Here is a 20,395-nt window from a genome sequence, read left to right on the forward strand (position 1 = left end):
GAGAAACCAATAAATTAAAATTGGGAAATATAACAGTTAGCCTAAGATCAAGGCGGAGTAACTTGGGATGATATTTGTACTGTTCTTTTCATTGAGTGGTGCAAAAGTACAATTTATAGTTATTGTACACAATTTAACACGAAATAAAACTAAAAAAATTTGTTTTACAACACAGAATCTTTTCTTTGGTCGCTGTGTGAAAAGAAAAGAAGTCAGTGCTAAATACAACAAATGGGATACTAAATATCCCAAGCAGAAACTCGCAACCTGTTTGGTAAAATGTAAGGAAAGGGAATTGTGTAGTGGTGCATTTTGACAAGGGGGTTGCACCTATTCTAAATGCAAAAATGCGTTTCCGACCAAAGTGAGGAATTGCATTTTTGCCCGCCCGATTTTTCGGGTCAGGCGACTTTTATCGGGTGGGTACGGAAATCTTTCAGATTATGAAAAAATCCCTTGTATTCGGTCATTCCTCTGCGGAATAAGTTCCACAATAAGGAACAACCCATTTGTGTCAATGAGGAATTGATAAACAAGTCCTGGTATTCCAATGCTTCGGCAAGGGAGCAACTTGGCGTGTTGTCTTCTTGTTCGGATTGCTTCAGCAATTCGCCAAATTCATCGGTAACAAATGGCAGGCTTGCCACCGTTTGGTATTTCTCGGAATTGGGTTGCTTTATCTCTCCGATAGTAGATAGTAGCACTTGTCCTGTATGCTGGCTGTTGCCAAAGTCTAACCAATATTTCGGCTCATCTTGATAGTGTCTGCGGTAACTTAGTTCTTTCAGAATTTCAGCAACGCCAAACCTCGCCTGTACATTATCCACACAAGTAATGGTAATGATTGCCCTTGCTTTTTCGGGCATTCTCCCAAACTTGTCCTTTTCAAATTTTATCGTTTCGGCTTTCCAATTTGTACCCGCCCAACGGTTGCAACGATTGATCAAGGCAACGGATTTGTATAATCCTGTTTCACTTTCTGCAAAACGCTGTCTGCCTAAATTAGCACTCGTGATAACATCATCATCCCAAAGGCGGACTTGCAACCCTGCGTGTCCTAATGCTATCAAACTTTCGTTTATTTCCATTAAAGCGGTCAATACTTTTGAGCCTGTGCCACCTGCTCCGATAAGGTTTACCGAAATCGGGTTTGTCGGATTTAGCAGATAATTGTCCGTAAAATGGATTGCTGTTTTTGCTGTATTCATCACAATAGATTTTTAAGGGTTTTGTTGTTCTTTTTTAATACTTCTTTAGGAAAGGGTTTGTCTGTGTTGATAAGGTCTTTCCAAAGGTTTACAATGTTTTTTTTCGTCAAGTTTTCGCATAATGAATGGCTGAAATAGGAATTGAAAAAATAATGTTCCCAAGCCTGTATAAATTCCTCAACCGAAGCCGAATTTTTAATGTCAATACTAACAGTACCCATACATACGTTGCCTTTTTCGTAGATATTGAAAAATGGGACGTAATGCAATGGCGTTTTCTCGGTAGGTCTTCTGTCGCTTGCCAAAGCAAATACCGTAAGACTGCTTTTGCTCGCTAACCAAAGCATTGGCGGTACTTGTGCCTTTCCGTTGGGTATGCCCAAACTATCCACAAAATATATCTGCCTTTGCTGTGTTTTGGTGTACCATAGCACCGTACCTTTTTCGCTCGGATTAATATGCAGAATGTTGGTAGGCAAAATTCCCTTTGGCTTTAAAAAGGCTGTGTTTTTTTCTTCATCCGTCTGTAAAGCCTTTGCCAAAATGTTAGCTTCTTTTACTGTCAGTGGGTGGGCATTTATAGGCGTTCCATTGCTATCCATATCAAAATGCTCCACGTACATATCGGTATCTGTTCCTTTGGCTTCGTAGAAAACCAAAGCAGATTTTGGGTGGTACAATGTTCCGAAATGGTCTGTTATATCTGTTGTTGTGTTCATTTTTCTATCGTTTTGTATTCGTATAATAATCCACTCAAATCATTTAATAAATCAAACAAACGGTTCTCAAAATCGAGGTTGGCTGTTGGTATTTCGCTTCCGTCAAATTGCTTGGAAATAGTTGGCTCTTCCATTGCTCCGTACTCGTTAAATTCATTGTTGATTGTATCTGAAAGACTTTCGTATAACCAGCCTTTAGTATCTGCAATAAATGAAATGTACTTTTCCATTCCGATTATTTCATTCTCGTCATTATCATAAGGGTCTTTTTCGGGCAATGTTGCGTTTCTGAAAATATTTTCGCTTGGATATTCAGTATAAAGGGCAAACGCATTGCGAGCAATTTTCCAACATTCGCTATCGAACGTATCAACACTTTTAAATCGGTTCAAACGCTTTTCAAATACCTTTAGATTGATGAGGTTGAATAACTTCTGTTCCACCTTATCGCCAATGTATTCGGCATTTCTCAACTCACGTTTGTTGGTTTCGGTTTCTGCCGTTTCCTCGTCCTGTTCAACCCAATCGTTCATCATTTCGTAAAGCCAATACAAATAACTTTCTTCTTGTCTGTAATAGGGAATTTGGGCAATGTGGTACAGATAACTGCATACTGATAGTAAAAGCTGTGCGGTCTTTTTACGCTTCTGGTCTTTGAGTATTTGAAAGAGTGGCACAACTGGAATGTAATACAAGGTTGTACCTGTGTTGTACCGTTCCTCACTTGTAAAGTAGGTTTTCTTGCTATCCTGTATCAATTTAAAACCTTCCCAATTGATATTGGTACGTTTTACTTTGGTTTCCATATCCCACATAGACAATACTATATTGTATGGAAACTCAAAATCTTGGGTCTGCATTGGCTCAATGCTGTGATGCTCGGCAAGTTTGGAAAGGGACTTGTGAAAATCCCTCTCCGTTTTCTGACAAGCCTGTACGGATTTTGCTGTTTTCAGTTTTGGCAGAAACGTACACTTTAAAATACCATTGGTAGCATTGCTATCGGTACGGACTTCTGCTTGTCTTTCTGCACTTGGTTTGCATCCTTTGGTCTTTGCATCCAATTGGCAAACTCGCCCAACTGTCGGTGCAATTGCCGTTGTCGTTTCTGTTCGGGTATGCTGATAGTTCCCGATATGATGTTGCGTTGCATAATTCATCGTTTTAAAATTTTGGTTTAACCTTTCGTACCCATTACGCTCTCAAATTTGTACTCGACTGCATCATCTTTTATTTGTGGTGCTGATACTTTTGCGGTTGTCAAAATCGGGTACATATTGGCGTAAAAATTCATTACGGCTTCCACGCTCCAACGTGGTTCGGGGTCGGTCAGTCTGATGTCCTGTCCTTTATCTTTGAGTATGAAAACTCGCTCTAATTGCGTTGCTAATAACATAACTTTCTGATTTTGGGGTTAACACTTTTATTCTTCTTCGTCCGCTTCATCAATAGGATAATCGGCAGTAACTGCTTCCTCTGGCGATTCATGTGGTGCTTCTTCCATTGTTCCGAAAAGGCTCGGTGTGGCAAACTTGTCGGATAATGATGTTTTGCGTTTGCGTATCTCGTCCGCTTTTTCGGGAAACTCCGTTATATCGGGTACTTTCATCCACGCTTCACGGAACTTACCCTCTTTCTCCAACTCGTCAGCCTTTACTATAGCATCTTTAAATTTCTTGTCTTTGGCTTCTTTTTCCTTTTTCTCCTTTTCGGCTTTTTCTTTCTCGATTGCCGATTGTTTTTTAACTTCTTCCAATTGCTTTAAGAATTTTTCCATATCCACCATTAAGCCTGATATTTTTTGTATAGGTTTGGTAATCTGTTCAAAAAATCCCTCGTCAAACTCTTGGGGCGTGGCGTTAAATGTCAATGGGGGAATACCGTTTTTGGCACTATCTCCGCATTGTTCGTTGTTAAGCAATACTGTTACGATTAGGTTGCTTTCTATTCCTTTTGAAATGTTCAGTTGTAATACTCCTGTAAAGTCCAACTGCTGTATCTGGTTGAAAAAATTTGTATTCATTGTTATGAAATTTTGTAGGCTACCACCGATTAAGGCGGTAGCCTGTTGTTATTTAATTAAGGTTTAGGATTTCTGCACCATCTAAAGCAAAACCATTACACAAGTCAAATGCTTTCTGTGATTTGAGTTGAGCAGTACCACCCAATACAATGCTTTGTAATTTGGCTTCGTCATTCTTGTAATTTCTCACGTTCTGATAGTAGCCTGTAACAGCGTTATACGCTCCGAACAAAGTGCCTTTTGTTGTGTCCATTTGCTGTGTATCGCTTATCATTGCGTATGCAAATGCGTCCTCAACGGTATTTTTGAACACGGTGGAAATTTCATCCATAGCACCCTTTTTTAGCAAATCAAAGGTTTCCTTATTCGGGCAAAGTGCCAATTGGATTAGCTTTTTAACCTCTTGGTCTGTTACCTTCACTTTTGCCCACTCATTGAAAATTCCCTCTAATTGGTTGCTCAATGTGTTGGCAAGTCCCATAATCTTGTGGGCATTTTCTATACGTTGTTTTGCTCCCGAAGTATGTTTGATACGAACCACATTGGTCATACTGCGTAACGAAGCGTTTAAGGTGTTTTGGCAAACTATACGGATAGGAGTAAATGCGGCTGTGATACTTCCGCTACCATCGTGCGAAGTGGTTAGGAAGATGTACTTTTCCGTAACATCATCGCCATTACCGACACGGATGTAGTCAGGCAATTTGGCTGTGATGAAAATACGTTCTCCGTTTCCTAATGCTCCTGCGGTTTCATAGAGAATACCCTCGCCACCACCTACAATTGCATCAAAGAAATTAAAGGCTTCACGATTTTGTACTATGTGGTAATCCTTTCCGACTACTCCCAATACTGCATTGTTATCGGTGCGTATGTTAGCAAAATAGTTAGGTACTTCCAATTCACTACTGCCTATCTCAATACCGTTAGCCGTTTCGATAATGCCCGAACCTTTTGTAAATAGTGGGGATTTTACGACTTCGTAATCTAACCCTGCGTGCTTGATAGCTTCTTCGCTTGTCGGGTACTGTTCTACGATTTGCCCCAAACCGTGCCACGCTTTTTGCTGAACGCTAAAAAATGAATAACGTCCTGTTCTCTCGTTGAAATTGATATTATGTGCCATAATGCTTAAAATTTTGATGTTAAAAAATGATTGAATACTCGTTGTTAAAATGGTAGGTCGTCTTCTGTCTTATTATTGTTTGTGCCTGTGGTGGCTTGTACCGTTTCCGTTTTTTTGCCACCGCCGTGCAGTTTGATTTGTGAGGTATGGAAATTCAGTCCTGCTCTTGGCTCTCCGTCATTGCCTGTCCACGCTCTTGTACTTACTCTTCCCGATAGTTCTACCAAAGTGCCTTTTGTAAGTAGCTTGGCTACATTTGGGGTTATCCAATAGGAGCAATCAAAATAGGTTGTTTGCTCTACACGCTCACCTTGTTTGTTACGGTAGCTGTCGTTGGTCGCTACTGAAAAATTTACTACTTGTTTGTCCTGTGACGTTGTGCGTACTTCCGCATCTCTTGTCAGTCTTCCTGTAATGTTCATGATTTCTACTTTTTTGCGTTATTAATTTTGTTCTGATTTTTCCCTTGATTTATTCGGCAATGAGAGGAGGTGCTGAAGTTTCGTTTCACTCTTTTGCCATTTCCAATGCTGTATTTTTTCATTTCTGACATTTTTTTTATTCGTCTAAAGAGCCGGAGTATGCTTTGTTTCGTTTCACGAGCATAAAAAGGTTAGTGTTTAGCAGGAACAAGGTTTTGTCAAAAAAATACGACCCGAATGGGTGGAGATTTTTTTTGCAAACCAGGAAGGCACGACCTTGTTTCTGCGTTAAGAACACGGAAATACCTTTGCTCTTGAAATGGAACAAAAAAGCATATCGGTTCTTGAATAAAAAATCATGTGGAAGCACTTGAAAAAGGCATTGAGGAAATGGCCTTATGATTACAAAACCTGCAATTACATTTAGCAGAATTTATTTTAGTATCTCAAAGTATTGTGGCTTTGGAGGCCACGTAAACGGTACTGAAAATATTTGTTGAGGGATAAGATTGGATAGTTTTTCAGTATGGTTTATTAAGTCATCCTGCCAAAGCTCTTTTATTGCATGGGATGGGTGCTGGAGGAATAAATGTGCTTTTGAGGATTAAGTATGGGCATAAAAAAAGCAGGACATAATCCTGCTTCGCTCTGTGTGTATATAAATTCTAAATGATAACCTCTTTCTCCATTTCAGAAAATGCGGCTTCCATTCCTGCAAATTTATGCGATACCAAATCCATATCCTTGCTAATTTTCTGACTGGTAATCTTGGCATAGATTTGAGTGGTAGAAATGTTTTTATGTCCCATCATTTTGCTAAGGCTTTCAAGGGGTACACCCTCTGTTAAAAACATTGTTCCAAATGTGTGCCTTGCGGTGTGAAAGGTTACTTTTTGTTCTGTAACAATCTCTAATTCTTGAACAAGTTTGTCTATATGGCTATTACAAATTTTATTAGTTGGAACAGGAAAAATAAAATCATTTCGGGTAGTACCTTTATATTTTTCAATAATACGTTTGGGTATTTCCATAAGCCTAACATTAGAGGCAACATCAGATTTTTGTCTTCGGCTTATAATCCAATCGTGACCATCAAAAAAGGATTGTATGTTAGTACTTTTAAGTTGTTTAATATCTATATAAGATAGTCCTGTAAAACAGCTGAATACAAAAAGATCCTTTACAATTTCATAATTTTGTTTTGAAGGATTGTGTAATAACAGGGACTCAACGTTTTCCTTGAGTAAATAGCTACGGTCATTTTCCTTCATCGCTATTTCATAATCTTCAAAAGGATTTTTCCTGATAAGACCGTTTTTGACAGCTATTTCCGCAACACGATAGAGTGGCATAGTATATACCCAAACAGTATTGTGTGTGCACTTTTTGTCTATTCTAAGGAAGAAATCAAACTCTCTGATAAAATCACACGTCAATTCCCTGAACGCCATGTCATCACGATGATACCTGCTTTTGATAAATTCAGTAACGTGGTTATAGACAATTTTGTATTTGTAGTAGGTACTTTCGGAGCGTTCTCCTTGTACTACCATTTTCCCAAAATCGTCATTGTTCTTCTTAAAGACTTTCAGCAAGGAATCTTCCATAATACCAACACCGAGAAATGCAAGTTTCAGCTTTTGTGCCGTTACAAAACCCTCGTGTTTCAGCATATCTTCATAAAGGGTATCAATACGTGCCCGTATATTATCCAATTTTTGGTTAATACCTAGTGCTTTTGCACTCTTGCCTTCAACTCTTCCATACTTTAAATCCCAATTATTTGGGTTGATTTCTAACTTTGTTCCTAAAGTCTTAGGTGTTCCATCAATAGTAATACGTGCCATAATCGGGGCATTACCGTTCTTTTTCGGCTCGTTCTTTTTCAGGTAGAAAAGTAATTTGAACGTAGATTTTTTTGTCTGCTCCATAACTCAAATGTTTAATGTTTAAAATTAAATTGTATTGAGTTACAAGGGAATATGAAAAATAGGGCAAAACACTGAAATATAATCTGTTACACCTTTAATTACCTTTGCTAATCGGTAACGAATTAGTAACCTATCTTTGTATTTTTAAGACCAAAACCTATCAGACACCGAGTTCCAAACTAAGACTACTGTTTTATAAAGCATTGTATATAAACGGTTTTAACCGTTTTGCTTATTTTTGCTTTCTACTAATCTTTTTTATGAAAAAGAATGTGCTATCGATGGGGAAATTAATAAAAATACTTTTAATGAAAAACTGAAAAATATTCCTTTTATTTTTGATGAAAACGAAAAATTGAAATCCCCTAATGACATCTATTTCCCTGCAAAAGAATATGCTGAAGAGTTTGTAGATAAAATTAGTGTGGTTCACCACCTTGTTATGGACGAAATTAAGAGGCGCTGGGGTATAGAGAGTTGGCTTACCCATCGGATAAATATAAAGGAGCCATCTTCATTGGTGTTTATTGAAAAAACTATTATCCAAAGAGGAAATGAATTTGTTACTGTAAGTAATGCAATTGAAATAGGCCGCTACATATTCAAAGCTCATCTTAATAAGATTCTGAGAGATTCTCATTATTCAGATCTACAAAATTTACCTATTCTTACTTCATCAGGTAAATTATTGCCAGCCTCAGCAGCTTATCTTTCTAATATCTATGAGCCTAAATTGAAGATTGAGCATTTATTTGAGAACGATATTTACCTTTCAAAAGACTATATTGAAAAAAGTATAGACAAAAGAGAATGGGGGAGCTTTTTCATCAAGATTGGTATTAAAGAGGACGTAGGTGTTATAGGAGAGAAAATAAATTTCAGTAGAAAAGAAAATTGGATAAACCGCCACGATGCGGTTTTTTTGAACAAAATTCAAGAAACCGCAGGAAATATTTATAACAATTCTTATAGTGGGTGGACGTATGGTTCTGGTGAATATAAGTTTTATCCTGCAAGCACCTTTATTTATAGCCTTACTTTTTTAGGACTTGCTAATTCATATTCGTTTTCCAAACTATTATTTGAACGGGTATTTTCGATTTTAACACCATTGGATTTAAAACCAAATTATGCAATGGGTGTTAGCGGATCATTTGGCTTTATAAATAAATTTATAGGCCAAGAAACATTAGAACGTTATGGTTGCCCTGCTAATTACAGTAAATGGCTAATTGAAAATTTAGCTATTTTTCCAACAGTAAATAACGAATGTAAAAAAGCTGCTGAAATAATACTAAATACCGAAGACAATATCAGTATTGGAAGCGGTTATCTCAATGTCTTGGACTACAGGAGTGTATTGTCTCCCGAGTGGAAAGAGTTCTTAAACTTTAAGGAAATTTTGAGTATCGACGATTATTTACTTGTTCTAAGTGAAATATGGAAGAAATACTCATCAAGTGGAGGGGAATTGAATAAGGATGATAAGGGTCGTATTGATCTAATCTATGAAAAAATGAGTAGTGAATTACTTCATGAGTCTGATAAAGATAAAATTAGTTTATGGAGCAAAAGCAATAAGCTATTGGCCAAAAATGGTATTGATTTTCTTTATGCCAGTGAATTAACTATAATTACAGTTGAAGGATTTAGCGCGGCCAACTTAGTTTATTCATCCTCTCAAAAAACGAGTATTGTTGAGTTAATGAAAATTTTTGGCGTAAACATAATTGATATTATTCGTGCGGAAATACCAAATTATTCTACTGAGATCTTGGCGTTAAAGCGTAAAATAAAACATATCTCTGCTTTAGTAGCTTTAGTTTCAATTGAAAAGTCAAAAAGCCATAAAGATTGGGAATTGGAATACCAGCGGATAAGCAATAAGTTGTCCCAAATAAGATTTTTTCAAACAGCTGAAATTTATTTGTCCTACGGCGATGACTCAGATAAGCAGAAGAGAAGCTCATGGGCAGAGGGTGACGATTTTTATTATGTAGGAGACTGTTTTAGTCCTAGAGTTCTTGATGGTCTTGTTGGCCCATTGGGCAGGTTTTTAAAAGTTAATTATGCTGAACGGATCTTAAACGTATTGCTATTGGAGACGTTTACTAATGGTCTAGAATATCTAGAAGAGAAGGGGTATGATATATCACTAATTCCTTCAGATCTCTTAAACCTTGAAGAACTTGAAATAGGTTATGTGGGAAATAACAACAGGCTTTATAATCAGTCAGATGAAGATTTAGGAAAAATGGGAGAGATAGCTGTTCTTAAAAAGTTGAAAAATATATATTCAAACAAGTATCATCAACCCTTAGAAGAGACAGACTTCGGTTTTAAGATTGCAGATTCTGTTGAAGTTTATTGGAGAAATATCAATGGAGTTACTTATACGAATCATGATTTTAAGATTATTGAAGAAGGAAAAGAAATTTATGTTGATAGTAAAGCTACACCATATGGGAAAAACATCGAGAAACTAGCACTATATATTTCGGGTAATGAGTTGAGCTTAATGGAGAATGCCGAAAAGTATTTAATAGCCAGAGTGTATAATGTGACAGCTGATCCTATTATTGAATTTGTGAGTCTGGCATTGTACAATGATTTGTAAACTAATTATATGTTCGGGAGGATATAATTCTACAATATTATCCTCTCGAACATATCTATTTTTATTTGGCACATTAGGTAGGTGGGTATCATGCAACCAATTTGAGGTTAAATTAAAACAGTAAAACTTACTGTGGAGCCATTTTTATATCGGACTTGTATGCTTGTCGTAGCAGAATCAATAAAAATGGCTCCTGACCTATCATACTTTAAGTTTTTGATTAAAGCACCCCCTGAGTAAGAATATCCACTATTATTTTGGCCTGAATGTATTGATCCTTCATTTGGAAAGTGAAGTGCAATAACTCTTTCGCTTTTAATTGTGATAAGTAACTCGTAAGTAGACATCGCATTTGTCGAAAAATTATTGTATTTGACTATAGCCTTGTATTCGCCATCTTTAATTTTAGGAGTATTTATAGGTTCATACACCTGAGCAAATGTATTTTCAAAAATGAACAGGGAACAAATAACAGTAAGTAGAAATATTATTTTCTTCATAGATTAATATAATAAGATAAATGATTTGAACTGCGAAGTTACAATGTTTGACGACAATTCCTTTGGTAAATGAAAAAAAATTATATTTGACTATACTACTATGTAAAATAATCTTAGTAAATGTATATAGTAGAAATCTATACACCAAAAATTTGCTAATACTAGGATTCGTATTTTTGAGATCACTGGAAAAAGAATAGTTTGATTTTTTCGACGTCACTACGTCACTTTTGATGAATATTCAGGGAGTGTATATTTCCAGAAATTTTGCAGATTCATCGAAGGACAGATATTAAATATCTTTAAATTAAGAACATCAGCAGTCGTTTTGGATCAATTTTAATAAATCGAACAGTTCCTCCCTTTTCTTTACCTTACGGTTTCCCGTATCCATATCACAATTTGATTACTTATTTTTGTACGTTATTGCATATGGTATTGTGAACTGTATTTTTACTTTATAAGCGTTTCAGTTGTAGAGTTGACTTAATTGGGTTAGTCTAAATAGAAAATGACTTTAAAAAAACCTAATAATAGTTGAAGAGTTACGCTTGCTTTTAAATTTAGGTAATATTGAGAAACTACTTCTTGCAAAACTATTTTGCTTTTAATTTTTTAATATTTGATTTTCAGTTTATATTGCGGAATGTTTCTAGATGGATTGATTCTTTTGAGGAAATCCTAACTAAGTTATGAAAGAGTTCTAAACCTCAAGTCTTCAGTATTACTATGATGTTTATTTATTATATTTTTTTATAAAAAACCTTTATGACTTTTATTTTAATACTTTAAGCTGCTTTGGTCAATCATGAGTGAATTTAGAAAATTATTAATTGCACGAGGTATAGAAAACCACATTGGTGTACCATTATGGACATATAACGTGACCGAAGAAGAGTTTCTTCGTTTAGAGAAATTCTTAAAAGATAATACTTCCAAAACCAAAATCGACAAGAGAGACTATTGTCTATATTTTGCTGAGTGGTGGAGGAGAAAATATGAAGGTAGCTATGTTACAAAAGATAAAGTCGCAGCTGACATTTCGAATGCCTTTCTATCATCTGAAGATATATATAAGCTAGCTCGAGAGGGCGCTGCATTGCTCAAAATTAACTGGATACGACAGACCAATACGTTGTATTTAAGAACGATGTTAATGCAAGGAGGGATGCCTTTAAAAGTTTTGACAGGACAGTTTGGAACTAGTTTTAAAGCTTTTCTAAATGAACTTGTGAAAGCCAAAGTATCTTCTTTAAGTGATATATACGAAAGTAGTTCTCTGACCTATTTACCTAGGTCTGCACAAAATGATGACTTCTATCAAAATTGTTTGGAAATCGTTCAGGCCATTCTGAACGACGACTTAGCTTACCTTTCCCATTTGGACAATAACGCCAATTTAAAGCAATTGAAAACAGAATTGCTGACTACGCGAGAAAAGTACAAATCAACCAGAAAGATAAGTAAAGTTAGGTTTTATTGGCTCGTAAAAGATAATTTTACGAATATCTCTCTCGATTTTGATATCGCAAATAGATTTGAACAAAAGGATCTGGAAACTTTATTAGGTATCGATTTGGATGTAATCGAATCTGAGTATAAATTGATTGTCAATGGTAGTGTAGTAGCTACTCTAACTAAGCAGGGAAATTACTATAATGTTTCAAATTTTGGATTTGTAAAACAAATACACTTTTATGAAGAAGATTTTACAAAAAGCGAGCTTTCAATACCTGAAATAATAATGATCAGTAAAAGCGGTATTAATTATCCCATTAATAATCATCTGCTATTTGATTTTAATCCTTCAGAACCAATATTGCTAAAGCCTATTTCAGAGAACCGATTTATATTTGAAAAACGGCGAAATATTAGTATCGATCATGCTTATATAATGGTTCCAAGAGATTGGATTGTTGATGAGCAGACAGCTTCTAAGATTACCGAAATTCAAGACGGAAAAATAGCGGTATATAAGTTTGAGAAACAGGTTTCTGTGAGGAATTATCCGCAAACGATTAAATTCAGCTTAACAGTAGAACCTCAATTTGATTGGTTTGTCAATAGCGTTATGCCTTCTTGGATCAAAGATGCCAATTACAAAATAGTTCAACGTAAACCGACGATTTATTTCTATAATAATACTGGTGCAAGAATTAACAATGGTATTGAGCAATATTATAGGAAATATAAATCAGCTAGTGAGTGGATTTCGTACAACCACGGTATATGGGAAGTGGGCTTATATGAATTAAAATTTGTTTGTGATGGTATTGAAGAGTTTGATAAAGTTTTTAATATCGGTCAATTCAATAGAACAGTATATTCCAATTTAAACCAGATAGAAATCTCTTTCATTAATCCCGAAAATTTATCTATACAGGCTGAATCTACTCCCTTATACCAAGTCCAAAAGTTGGATGACAACACGTTGAAATATACAATCAATGACATTGAGAAGAGACCTAGTGTGCTTCGATTAAATATTCATGTTCAAAATCAAGGCACTACACTAAGACTTAATTTGATTAGTCCTTTTAAAGGACTAGAGATTATTGATTCCGATAATAAAACTGTGAACGAGGATGAAGAATTATTTGTCGATAATTTGTATGGATACCGTATCATCACGGATAAAACCGATCATTATTATTTTGCGACTTTTTGGAACAATCGCTATAAACATATTCGATTAACATATCCCATCAGCAAAGCAATTACTTCACTGGTTGAATTTGAGGATTATTATAATTCGTTATTTAAACTTGTAAATATTTTAGACTCTTCAAATTCTATTATTTGCCAGATCAGCAAACTTGGTCCCAATGATTCATTGATATCTATTAAATCATTTAAGTTGTTGCAGTATAAGGCGAATTTACGAGCTCAGATTGTTAACGATCAGGTTTTGCTGAATTTAAATGTCGATCTCCAGGCCAATCTAGTCGCAGTTCCTTTAGAGTGTTCATATACTGATATTCAGATTATTGATTTGGAGTATTTGGGTGATTGTCAGTACGTTTTAAATAGTTCAAAAACAGAATTGACAAAATTTATTGTTTTTTCAACAAATGAATCTCCTATAAGGGTCCAACCGAGATTTATTAATCTTACAATAAATGAAGAGACAACAACTGACAATGATCGTTATGCTAGGTTGGAAAGTTTTCAGGTGCCATTACAAGAGGGAGGGTATGAATCTGGCGTATGGAAAAAGTTTAGAGAGTACTATGCGATAGCTCGTCACTTTAAAATTCCATTTTCAACGTTTGATATTATTCGGGCTGTTTCTATTGATCAAAGTTTGGCAGCTAAAGCATTTGTATTCCTTCATAAATTATGTAGCAATTTAAATTGGGTTAATCAATTTGAATTAGACCTCGGGTTTCAGTTTCATTGGATCTCTATAGACAGTTGGCAGAAATGTTTTGGATTAGAGGATTTTAACCATCTAATTTTATTGGAGTATTATAATTCAGTTCACCCAAAACTTGGAAAAGCGATTGTTTCAAATGAAGTCGAAGTAAACGCTATCAAATCTATGTTAGTAGATATGCGGGGGCGGTTAGGTAAGAGGGTATTGGAAGGTATGCCATTGGAAAGTCCAAGATTAAGCCCATATGCGATTAAAATAGATATACCTGATGAACGCTTAAAGTTAATTATAAACACGCCAATAGCTGTGGCTTGTGCAATCACATCTTTAACTGACCACAGCAGTTTTTGGTTAACAAAAGTAGAGTATATCCGCCGATATATGATTTATGCAAAGCAGACAGATCCTATGTGGTATTTCGGTGCGTTACTTTATTCTTTCAATCAATTAAACAAAAGATAGAATTCTATGAATTATAAAAATATTTACAATAATATCGATCAGAGACTAAAAGATTCTGTATTATCATTATGGTCTACTGGTGATGTAGCTATGCAACAAGCCTATCTTGAATTATTTAAGGCGGAACCCTTAATGAGTGAGCCGGTGATCCAGAATAGTTTTCCATGGGAAGCAGGAGAGGAGGCCTTTGGTGAAATGACTGATTTATTTGGGACACATTTTATTAAGGCATTAAATGATATTAATGATGAGGATGCACGATTCTCTAGCAATATTTATCCATATAAACACCAAGTTAGAAGCTGGAATTATCTTTTGAAAGCGAATAAATCTATCGCGGTTACCACTGGTACAGGTTCTGGTAAGACAGAATGTTTTATGCTTCCGATATTGGCCGATCTGTATCAGCACCGGACTCACGGAAGTGGAGTCAAGGCAATCTTTTTGTATCCCTTAAATGCCTTAATCAATAGTCAGATAAAGCGTATGGAGTCTTGGTTGAGAGCGATTGGTGGTGTTAATTTTGCTGTTTATACAGGGGATACTCCGAACGATGGTCCGAATAAAAAGCAAGAAGCGGCTTATCCCCGTATCTTGACGCGTGCTGAGATTCGTCGAAATGCTCCACCGATTTTGTTTACCAACCCGACCATGTTAGAGTATATGATGGTAAGGGATAAGGACGTTCCTATTTTGCAGCAATCTCAGGGTACCTTACGTTGGATCGTTATGGATGAGGCACATACTCTGACTGGATCCTCAGCAGCAGAGATGTCTCTTTTGATTCGTAGAGTAGTAGATGCATTTGGGGTTCAGGCTAAGGATATTCGATTTGCGATTACTTCCGCGACAGTGGGACAGGGCGAAAGTGCAGTAGTATCTCTAAAGGAGTTTATGTCGAAGCTTTGTGGTATTGATCAGTCTCAAATAGAGGTAATTACAGGGCAACGGAAATTTGAAGAGCTGATCGAAAATCCATTACCGCAATACAACTTTAAGGAGATTCAGGCTTTACGTTATAAAATCAGAAAAGAGGACAGTCTTCGTCTAAGTGAAATTTCCAAAAAATTTAACGTTTCTAAAACAACTGACTCACTTGCGCTTATTGACGAACTTGCCGAATGCACAGTGGCCGGCAAATCCATTTTACCAGTTCGAGGACATTTTTTTGGACGAAGTTTAGGTGGTATTTATGTCTGTACAAATAAAGATTGTACCGATGAAAAGCTAGTTAAATCACCTTATGGCAAGATTACCACTTTTGCAGCACATCATTGCACTTGTGGTCATCCTATGGTTGAATTGGTGGCCTGCCGTTCTTGTGGTAATGAATTGATGATGGCTGATCGTATTACTGGTAGAAGTGGTCATCAGCGAATCCAGCTAATGACATCAGTTGTCAATGATAATTTTAATATTGATGATTATAGTGGAGAACAAGATGAAGGTCATGACGAAGAGGTTGGAATTGTAAATGTAACAACATTTTTCTTTACAAAGCAAGATCCAAAAAGACATATTCATGAAGCTACAAAATTTGAGATTGCATACAAAGGGATACTTGATTGTGGTGAAGGTGCATATTTATATTATTTGAATGAGCAACAGGTTTGTGTCTGTCCTCATTGTCATTCCAATCTAGAAAATCCACTTCATTTTAGATTAAGCAGTAGTTTTGTCAATCGAATATTAGCTGACCTCTTTCTGGAGGCGACTCCAGAGATGAGGCCTATTACAAAAGATATGCAATGGAATGGACATAAATACATTTCTTTTACTGACAGTCGACAAGGAACAGCAAAAATATCGGCCTTACTCAATATTGATACGGAGTCGAATTGGATTCGTGCGCAGGTCTATCATAAATTATTAGAGCTAAATTCATCGACGAAACTATCAGTAGAAGATATTGCTTTAGATATGTTAAAGTTGGAAAATTTCAAACAGCAATTAATTGATCAACCTGTCTATATGCATGATAGTATCAATCAAAATATTCAAACTATAAAAAATAAACATGATCAATCATCAACTAAAGAAGTGCTCAGGTGGGATTCTCTTTTAGAATTTTTAAGAAATAGAAGTGACGCAGCAGTGCTATTAAGGAATAACAGCTTGAATAAGGACACCGGTAACCTTAACAATTATTTGAGAGGGATACTTTATGACGAGTTTGCAAGACGTTTACCAAGGTCGAGATCTATTGAAAATTTAGGTATGATTGGGCTTGATTACCCAGCAGTTGATGCGTGTAGTTTACCTGCTATTTGTGGTGAATTTGGGATTGATATAGAAGAATATAAAAACTTGGTAAAGATTGCGGCAGATTATATTATCCGCTACCCCTTCCATTTTGAGTTTGATCCTGCATTATATAATTATTCTGTAGCCTTTATGCGCTCTAAACCTATATATCCGAGCGCTACTGATCAACGTACTGACAAAATAACACGATGGCCAAGTTTTAATCCGAATAGAAAACGACAACATCGTTTTGTCACTCTATTATGTGCAGGATTAGGTTATCACAATTTTGAAGAAATTAGCTCCGGGAATCAGGATCGCATAGATAGTTTGCTGCAAGCCATATGGGGAACCCTGGTCAGTAGACATGTGATTAGGAATATGGGAGATGATTCTTTCAAATTGAGATTAGAGGAGAGCAGTGTTTTTAGTTTGACTAACAGTGTTTGGTTGTGCCCAGTAAAGAAACGTTTGATTAATCGACATTTTAGGGGATATTCACCTTGGATTAGTGGTGATTTAAACGCAGATACAATTGAGCAATTCAGGATAAAACAAGAAGAAATAAAATTCCCACATTATGAACACCCATTTAATATGGCGAATAATGTGCTGGATAAAACTTTGGCATTGAGTTGGATGGCAGAAAATTCCGCTATTTTAAAGAAAAAAGGGGTGTGGAATGATTTACATGAACGTATTATTCGTAACAGGCCAATTTATCTAGCGGGAGAGCATTCTGCACAACAAAATAGATCTCGATTGAATGATCTGGAAGCCAAGTTTATTGATGGTAAAATTAATATACTCAATTGTTCTACTACTATGGAGATGGGAGTAGATTTAAAAGGGATCTCAGTTGTGATGATGAACAACGTTCCTCCAGGTCCAGCAAATTATCTACAAAGAGCAGGACGAGCAGGGCGTCGTTCTGAAGCCAAATCGTTGGCATTTACCACATGTGGTCCTACACCAATTGGTAACAACGTTTTGCGAGAGCCAGATTGGGCTTTGAAGCATGCTATTGCTGCTCCGCGTGTTGATTTTCACAGTACAAGACTCATACAGCGCCATGTCAATTCTTATTTTTTTGGAAAGTATGTCCAAGAAAATGCAAACGGTATAGCGATTATGAATAAGTTATCGGATATTTTTCCGGTTGAAGGTGAAAGTATAGCGGTAGCAGAACAATTTAATAATTGGTTAAATAGTTCGTCTATTGATTATTATATACCACATGTCAAACATTTGACGAAATTTACACCTTTGCGAGATGCGGCAATTACTGTATTAGTTGGAAATGTAGTAGAAAATTTTGGACATGTATTGGAAGAAACTTGTCAAAAAATAGCAGGTTTTCAGAAAAAAATTATGGATTTAACCGCTGAGTTTGGTGAAGACGGACCAGCGACACGTTCGGTGCTACGTCAGTACTTTACTTTTATTAATCAAAATGCGATAAGTTATTTGGTTTCTTCCGGTTTTCTTCCTTCTGCGGGGATGCCAACTGGCGTGGTTACGTTTGACAATACCACTGCTCAAGATTATAGAGATAGAATTAATAATACTAACAATTTTGATACGGGACCATCTCATTTTATTACAAGAGCGTTAATGGAATACGCACCTGGTACAAGAGTAGTTATTGATGGAAAGAGCTTTACTTCGGCAGGAGTCATTCTATCTAACCATACCGCAGAGGCTGTACGTGAATTAATACGTACCTGTGAAAGTTGCGGTTATCAGGAGATTATTAATACAGAAGGAGACCCCATGGGAAATGAACAGTGTCCACACTGTAAAGCACAAGGATCTTTTAGAGGAATAAAGTTAACTGATTGTGCACCGTCACCATTTACACAAGTGATAGAGCCTGTAGGCTTTGCTGTAGATATGTATGCGCAACCTTCACGTAAGATAACAGAGCAGTCAGAAGTACACTACGTAGATCCAATGCTCATAAATCTACTACCGTGGACCGAAACATCCAATAGTTATTTTGAAATTAGAGAAAGCAGTTCTTCTAATGCGGAGATTTTGTATTATAACGTTGGTAGTGGCGCTGGATTCTCAGTGTGTTTAACCTGTGGACGAGCATCTACACGTCCGTCTGACTTGCAAAATCATACACGACTGCGTGGTGGAAAAAATAGAAGAGGAGATCAGGAGGATAATACTCATTGCGCGGGAAATGATAAAGCTTTTGCGATACGCGAAAATGTTATCTTGGGAGGTCGTTTTCAAACAGATTATTGCGAATTAAGGATTAAAGACGATATAGATTCCTATACAGCAGATCATAAGCTTTTATATACACTCGGAAGTGTTTTTGTAAAGGTACTTGCACAGTACTTGGCTATTGAAGCCTCAGAATTGGGCTTTGGTATTAAGAAGTACAGGGATTATTCAACCTTATTTATATTTGACACAGCAAAAGGTGGAGCAGGCTATGCACCTCAATTCTCACTCTATGCAATTGAAATTTTTAAAGAAGCGTTACATACATTAGCGAGCTGTACTTGCGAAGCTGCCTGTACAAAGTGTCTGATAGATCGAAGTACACAATGGCATATGGATAGTTTAGATCGTCATTCCGCCATTGAATGGTTAGAGCAAACTCTTAATCAAATCGTACCAGAGGAAATACACTTGTTAAATGATCGATTTTCTGTATTGGTACAGCCGATAAAAGATGAATTGAATAAAATAGTTACAAGAAAGAAACCAAAAGGACTGACCTTATTTGTTGAGAGAGATTTCCAAAACTGGAATTTCGAGGAGTTACCATTTATAGCTCGCTTTTCAAGAATGATAGGTAAAGCATCAATCGTAGTAAGAAAAGGAGATGCCCAACCGTCTGTAGATGAATATATAGATCTGAAAAAGTCTGAAAACTATGTAAACTATTTTGAAAACGATTCAGATGATTATACGGGATTAAGTTTATTGGTGGAAATTGAATTGCAAGATGGTTCCTACATTCGCTATTATGGTCGAGAAGGTACTATTCAATCGTTAAACAGTGAATGGGCTACATCCGGTAACGGCCAAATTTATAAGCTAGATTCTACATCTAAGATAAATCGGGAGTCACTAGAATGGTCGCGCCCCACTGACGGAAATGTTGCTGAAGCACATATAATCATGACTAGAAATCAGAGAATTCTTTCTAATAAAATTTTTGCTAAAGTCTTCGACGATTTAGGAAGTAGACTAGATTTACGGTCTGTGATGCAGAATAAAAAATTTGATATTACTTATTCTGATCGTTATTGTAAATCACCAATGGCTGTGATGCTTATGTTTCAGTTTATAGAATCTATAAAGAATGAGTTTAACCTTGATTTGAATGAGTTTGATTTCTATAGTTGTCCAATTTATACTCAGGATAGTAGAGTGCCTTATCAAATCCATCATAATTACTCCTCTGATATCGATCGTGATGCATTTATTAATTTAAATGCTTGGGATCTTGAGTTAACTGATGTGGGTATACATTCTGATGACACTTTACCTCATTATCGTTATTTTAAATTTGAATCAGATGATGTAATAATCCGAATTCGACCAGATGGAGGTATTGAGCATGGATGGTTTTGCGATGGTTTTAAAAAATATAATAATGGTAATATTGGTGCATTTGATACATTTAGTATTAAGGGATATAATACTGAAAACCCTATACTTTATACATTCAGTATTGTTAAAAAGTAGTACTTATTGAGTATAGCCTACCAAAATAAACAAGGGGATGAAGTATGAGCTGC

At 36.1% G+C, this 20,395-nt stretch carries 12 protein-coding genes; 3 read left to right on the top strand and 9 right to left on the bottom strand.

What is annotated here, in order from left to right; translation table 11 throughout:
- Positions 1–401 precede the first annotated feature (401 nt).
- The 8 genes from M2265_RS00415 to M2265_RS00450 all read right to left on the bottom strand — a co-directional run bounded on the left by M2265_RS00415 (position 402) and on the right by M2265_RS00450 (position 7,429).
- Entirely contained in the window at positions 402–1,208 is an 807-nt protein-coding gene (locus tag M2265_RS00415) for a PRTRC system ThiF family protein (protein ID WP_113264898.1), read from the bottom strand.
- Positions 1,208–1,927, bottom strand: coding sequence for a PRTRC system protein B (locus M2265_RS00420; protein ID WP_120181048.1), 720 nt, complete (start codon positions 1,925–1,927; stop codon positions 1,208–1,210). The genes M2265_RS00415 and M2265_RS00420 overlap by 1 nt, the downstream gene beginning before the upstream one ends.
- Entirely contained in the window at positions 1,924–3,087 is a 1,164-nt protein-coding gene (locus M2265_RS00425; RefSeq protein WP_113264896.1) for a hypothetical protein, read from the bottom strand. Before M2265_RS00425 ends, M2265_RS00420 begins: the two co-directional genes overlap by 4 nt.
- A gap of 17 nt (positions 3,088–3,104) precedes the next feature.
- Positions 3,105–3,323, bottom strand: a complete 219-nt coding sequence (locus M2265_RS00430; protein WP_037438461.1) for a PRTRC system protein C — start codon at positions 3,321–3,323, stop codon at positions 3,105–3,107.
- Between the two features lie 27 nt (positions 3,324–3,350).
- Positions 3,351–3,950: a PRTRC system protein E gene (locus M2265_RS00435; RefSeq protein ID WP_078704255.1), complete on the bottom strand. Its 600-nt coding sequence runs from the start codon at positions 3,948–3,950 to the stop codon at positions 3,351–3,353.
- Between the two features lie 52 nt (positions 3,951–4,002).
- Positions 4,003–5,076 carry a DUF932 domain-containing protein gene (locus tag M2265_RS00440; protein ID WP_113264894.1) on the bottom strand — a complete coding sequence of 358 codons (1,074 nt, stop codon included), beginning with the start codon at positions 5,074–5,076 and terminating at the stop codon, positions 4,003–4,005.
- 44 nt (positions 5,077–5,120) lie between these two features.
- Entirely contained in the window at positions 5,121–5,498 is a 378-nt protein-coding gene (locus M2265_RS00445) for a single-stranded DNA-binding protein (RefSeq protein ID WP_113264893.1), read from the bottom strand.
- A 665-nt stretch (positions 5,499–6,163) separates the two neighbouring features.
- Positions 6,164–7,429 carry a site-specific integrase gene (locus tag M2265_RS00450; RefSeq protein ID WP_078704261.1) on the bottom strand — a complete coding sequence of 422 codons (1,266 nt, stop codon included), beginning with the start codon at positions 7,427–7,429 and terminating at the stop codon, positions 6,164–6,166.
- Between the two features lie 238 nt (positions 7,430–7,667).
- Between M2265_RS00450 and M2265_RS00455 the strand changes: the two genes are divergently transcribed.
- Complete coding sequence (locus M2265_RS00455; RefSeq protein WP_132768710.1) at positions 7,668–10,046, top strand: DUF3883 domain-containing protein; 2,379 nt, start codon at positions 7,668–7,670, stop codon at positions 10,044–10,046.
- 107 nt (positions 10,047–10,153) lie between these two features.
- Here M2265_RS00455 and M2265_RS00460 read toward each other — a convergent pair whose 3' ends face one another.
- On the bottom strand, positions 10,154–10,546 hold the full coding sequence (locus tag M2265_RS00460; protein ID WP_132768708.1) for a hypothetical protein: 393 nt from the start codon (positions 10,544–10,546) through the stop codon (positions 10,154–10,156).
- A gap of 808 nt (positions 10,547–11,354) precedes the next feature.
- Between M2265_RS00460 and M2265_RS00465 the strand changes: the two genes are divergently transcribed.
- A complete protein-coding gene (locus M2265_RS00465) occupies positions 11,355–14,384 on the top strand; it encodes a hypothetical protein (protein WP_132768707.1) in 3,030 nt (1,009 codons plus the stop codon).
- Positions 14,385–14,390: 6 nt separating this feature from the next.
- Positions 14,391–20,342: a DEAD/DEAH box helicase gene (locus tag M2265_RS00470; RefSeq protein ID WP_132768705.1), complete on the top strand. Its 5,952-nt coding sequence runs from the start codon at positions 14,391–14,393 to the stop codon at positions 20,340–20,342.
- Positions 20,343–20,395 lie beyond the last annotated feature (53 nt).

This window comes from Sphingobacterium kitahiroshimense, assembly GCF_025961315.1.
Lineage (GTDB): Bacteria > Bacteroidota > Bacteroidia > Sphingobacteriales > Sphingobacteriaceae > Sphingobacterium > Sphingobacterium anhuiense.

Coding starts and splice junctions, on each gene's coding strand:
- M2265_RS00415 (WP_113264898.1), bottom strand. CDS start 1,208: ATGAATACAGCAAAAACAGCAATCCATTTTACGGACAATTATCTGCTA.
- M2265_RS00420 (WP_120181048.1), bottom strand. CDS start 1,927: ATGAACACAACAACAGATATAACAGACCATTTCGGAACATTGTACCAC.
- M2265_RS00425 (WP_113264896.1), bottom strand. CDS start 3,087: ATGAATTATGCAACGCAACATCATATCGGGAACTATCAGCATACCCGA.
- M2265_RS00430 (WP_037438461.1), bottom strand. CDS start 3,323: ATGTTATTAGCAACGCAATTAGAGCGAGTTTTCATACTCAAAGATAAA.
- M2265_RS00435 (WP_078704255.1), bottom strand. CDS start 3,950: ATGAATACAAATTTTTTCAACCAGATACAGCAGTTGGACTTTACAGGA.
- M2265_RS00440 (WP_113264894.1), bottom strand. CDS start 5,076: ATGGCACATAATATCAATTTCAACGAGAGAACAGGACGTTATTCATTT.
- M2265_RS00445 (WP_113264893.1), bottom strand. CDS start 5,498: ATGAACATTACAGGAAGACTGACAAGAGATGCGGAAGTACGCACAACG.
- M2265_RS00450 (WP_078704261.1), bottom strand. CDS start 7,429: ATGGAGCAGACAAAAAAATCTACGTTCAAATTACTTTTCTACCTGAAA.
- M2265_RS00460 (WP_132768708.1), bottom strand. CDS start 10,546: ATGAAGAAAATAATATTTCTACTTACTGTTATTTGTTCCCTGTTCATT.
- M2265_RS00465 (WP_132768707.1), top strand. CDS start 11,355: ATGAGTGAATTTAGAAAATTATTAATTGCACGAGGTATAGAAAACCAC.
- M2265_RS00470 (WP_132768705.1), top strand. CDS start 14,391: ATGAATTATAAAAATATTTACAATAATATCGATCAGAGACTAAAAGAT.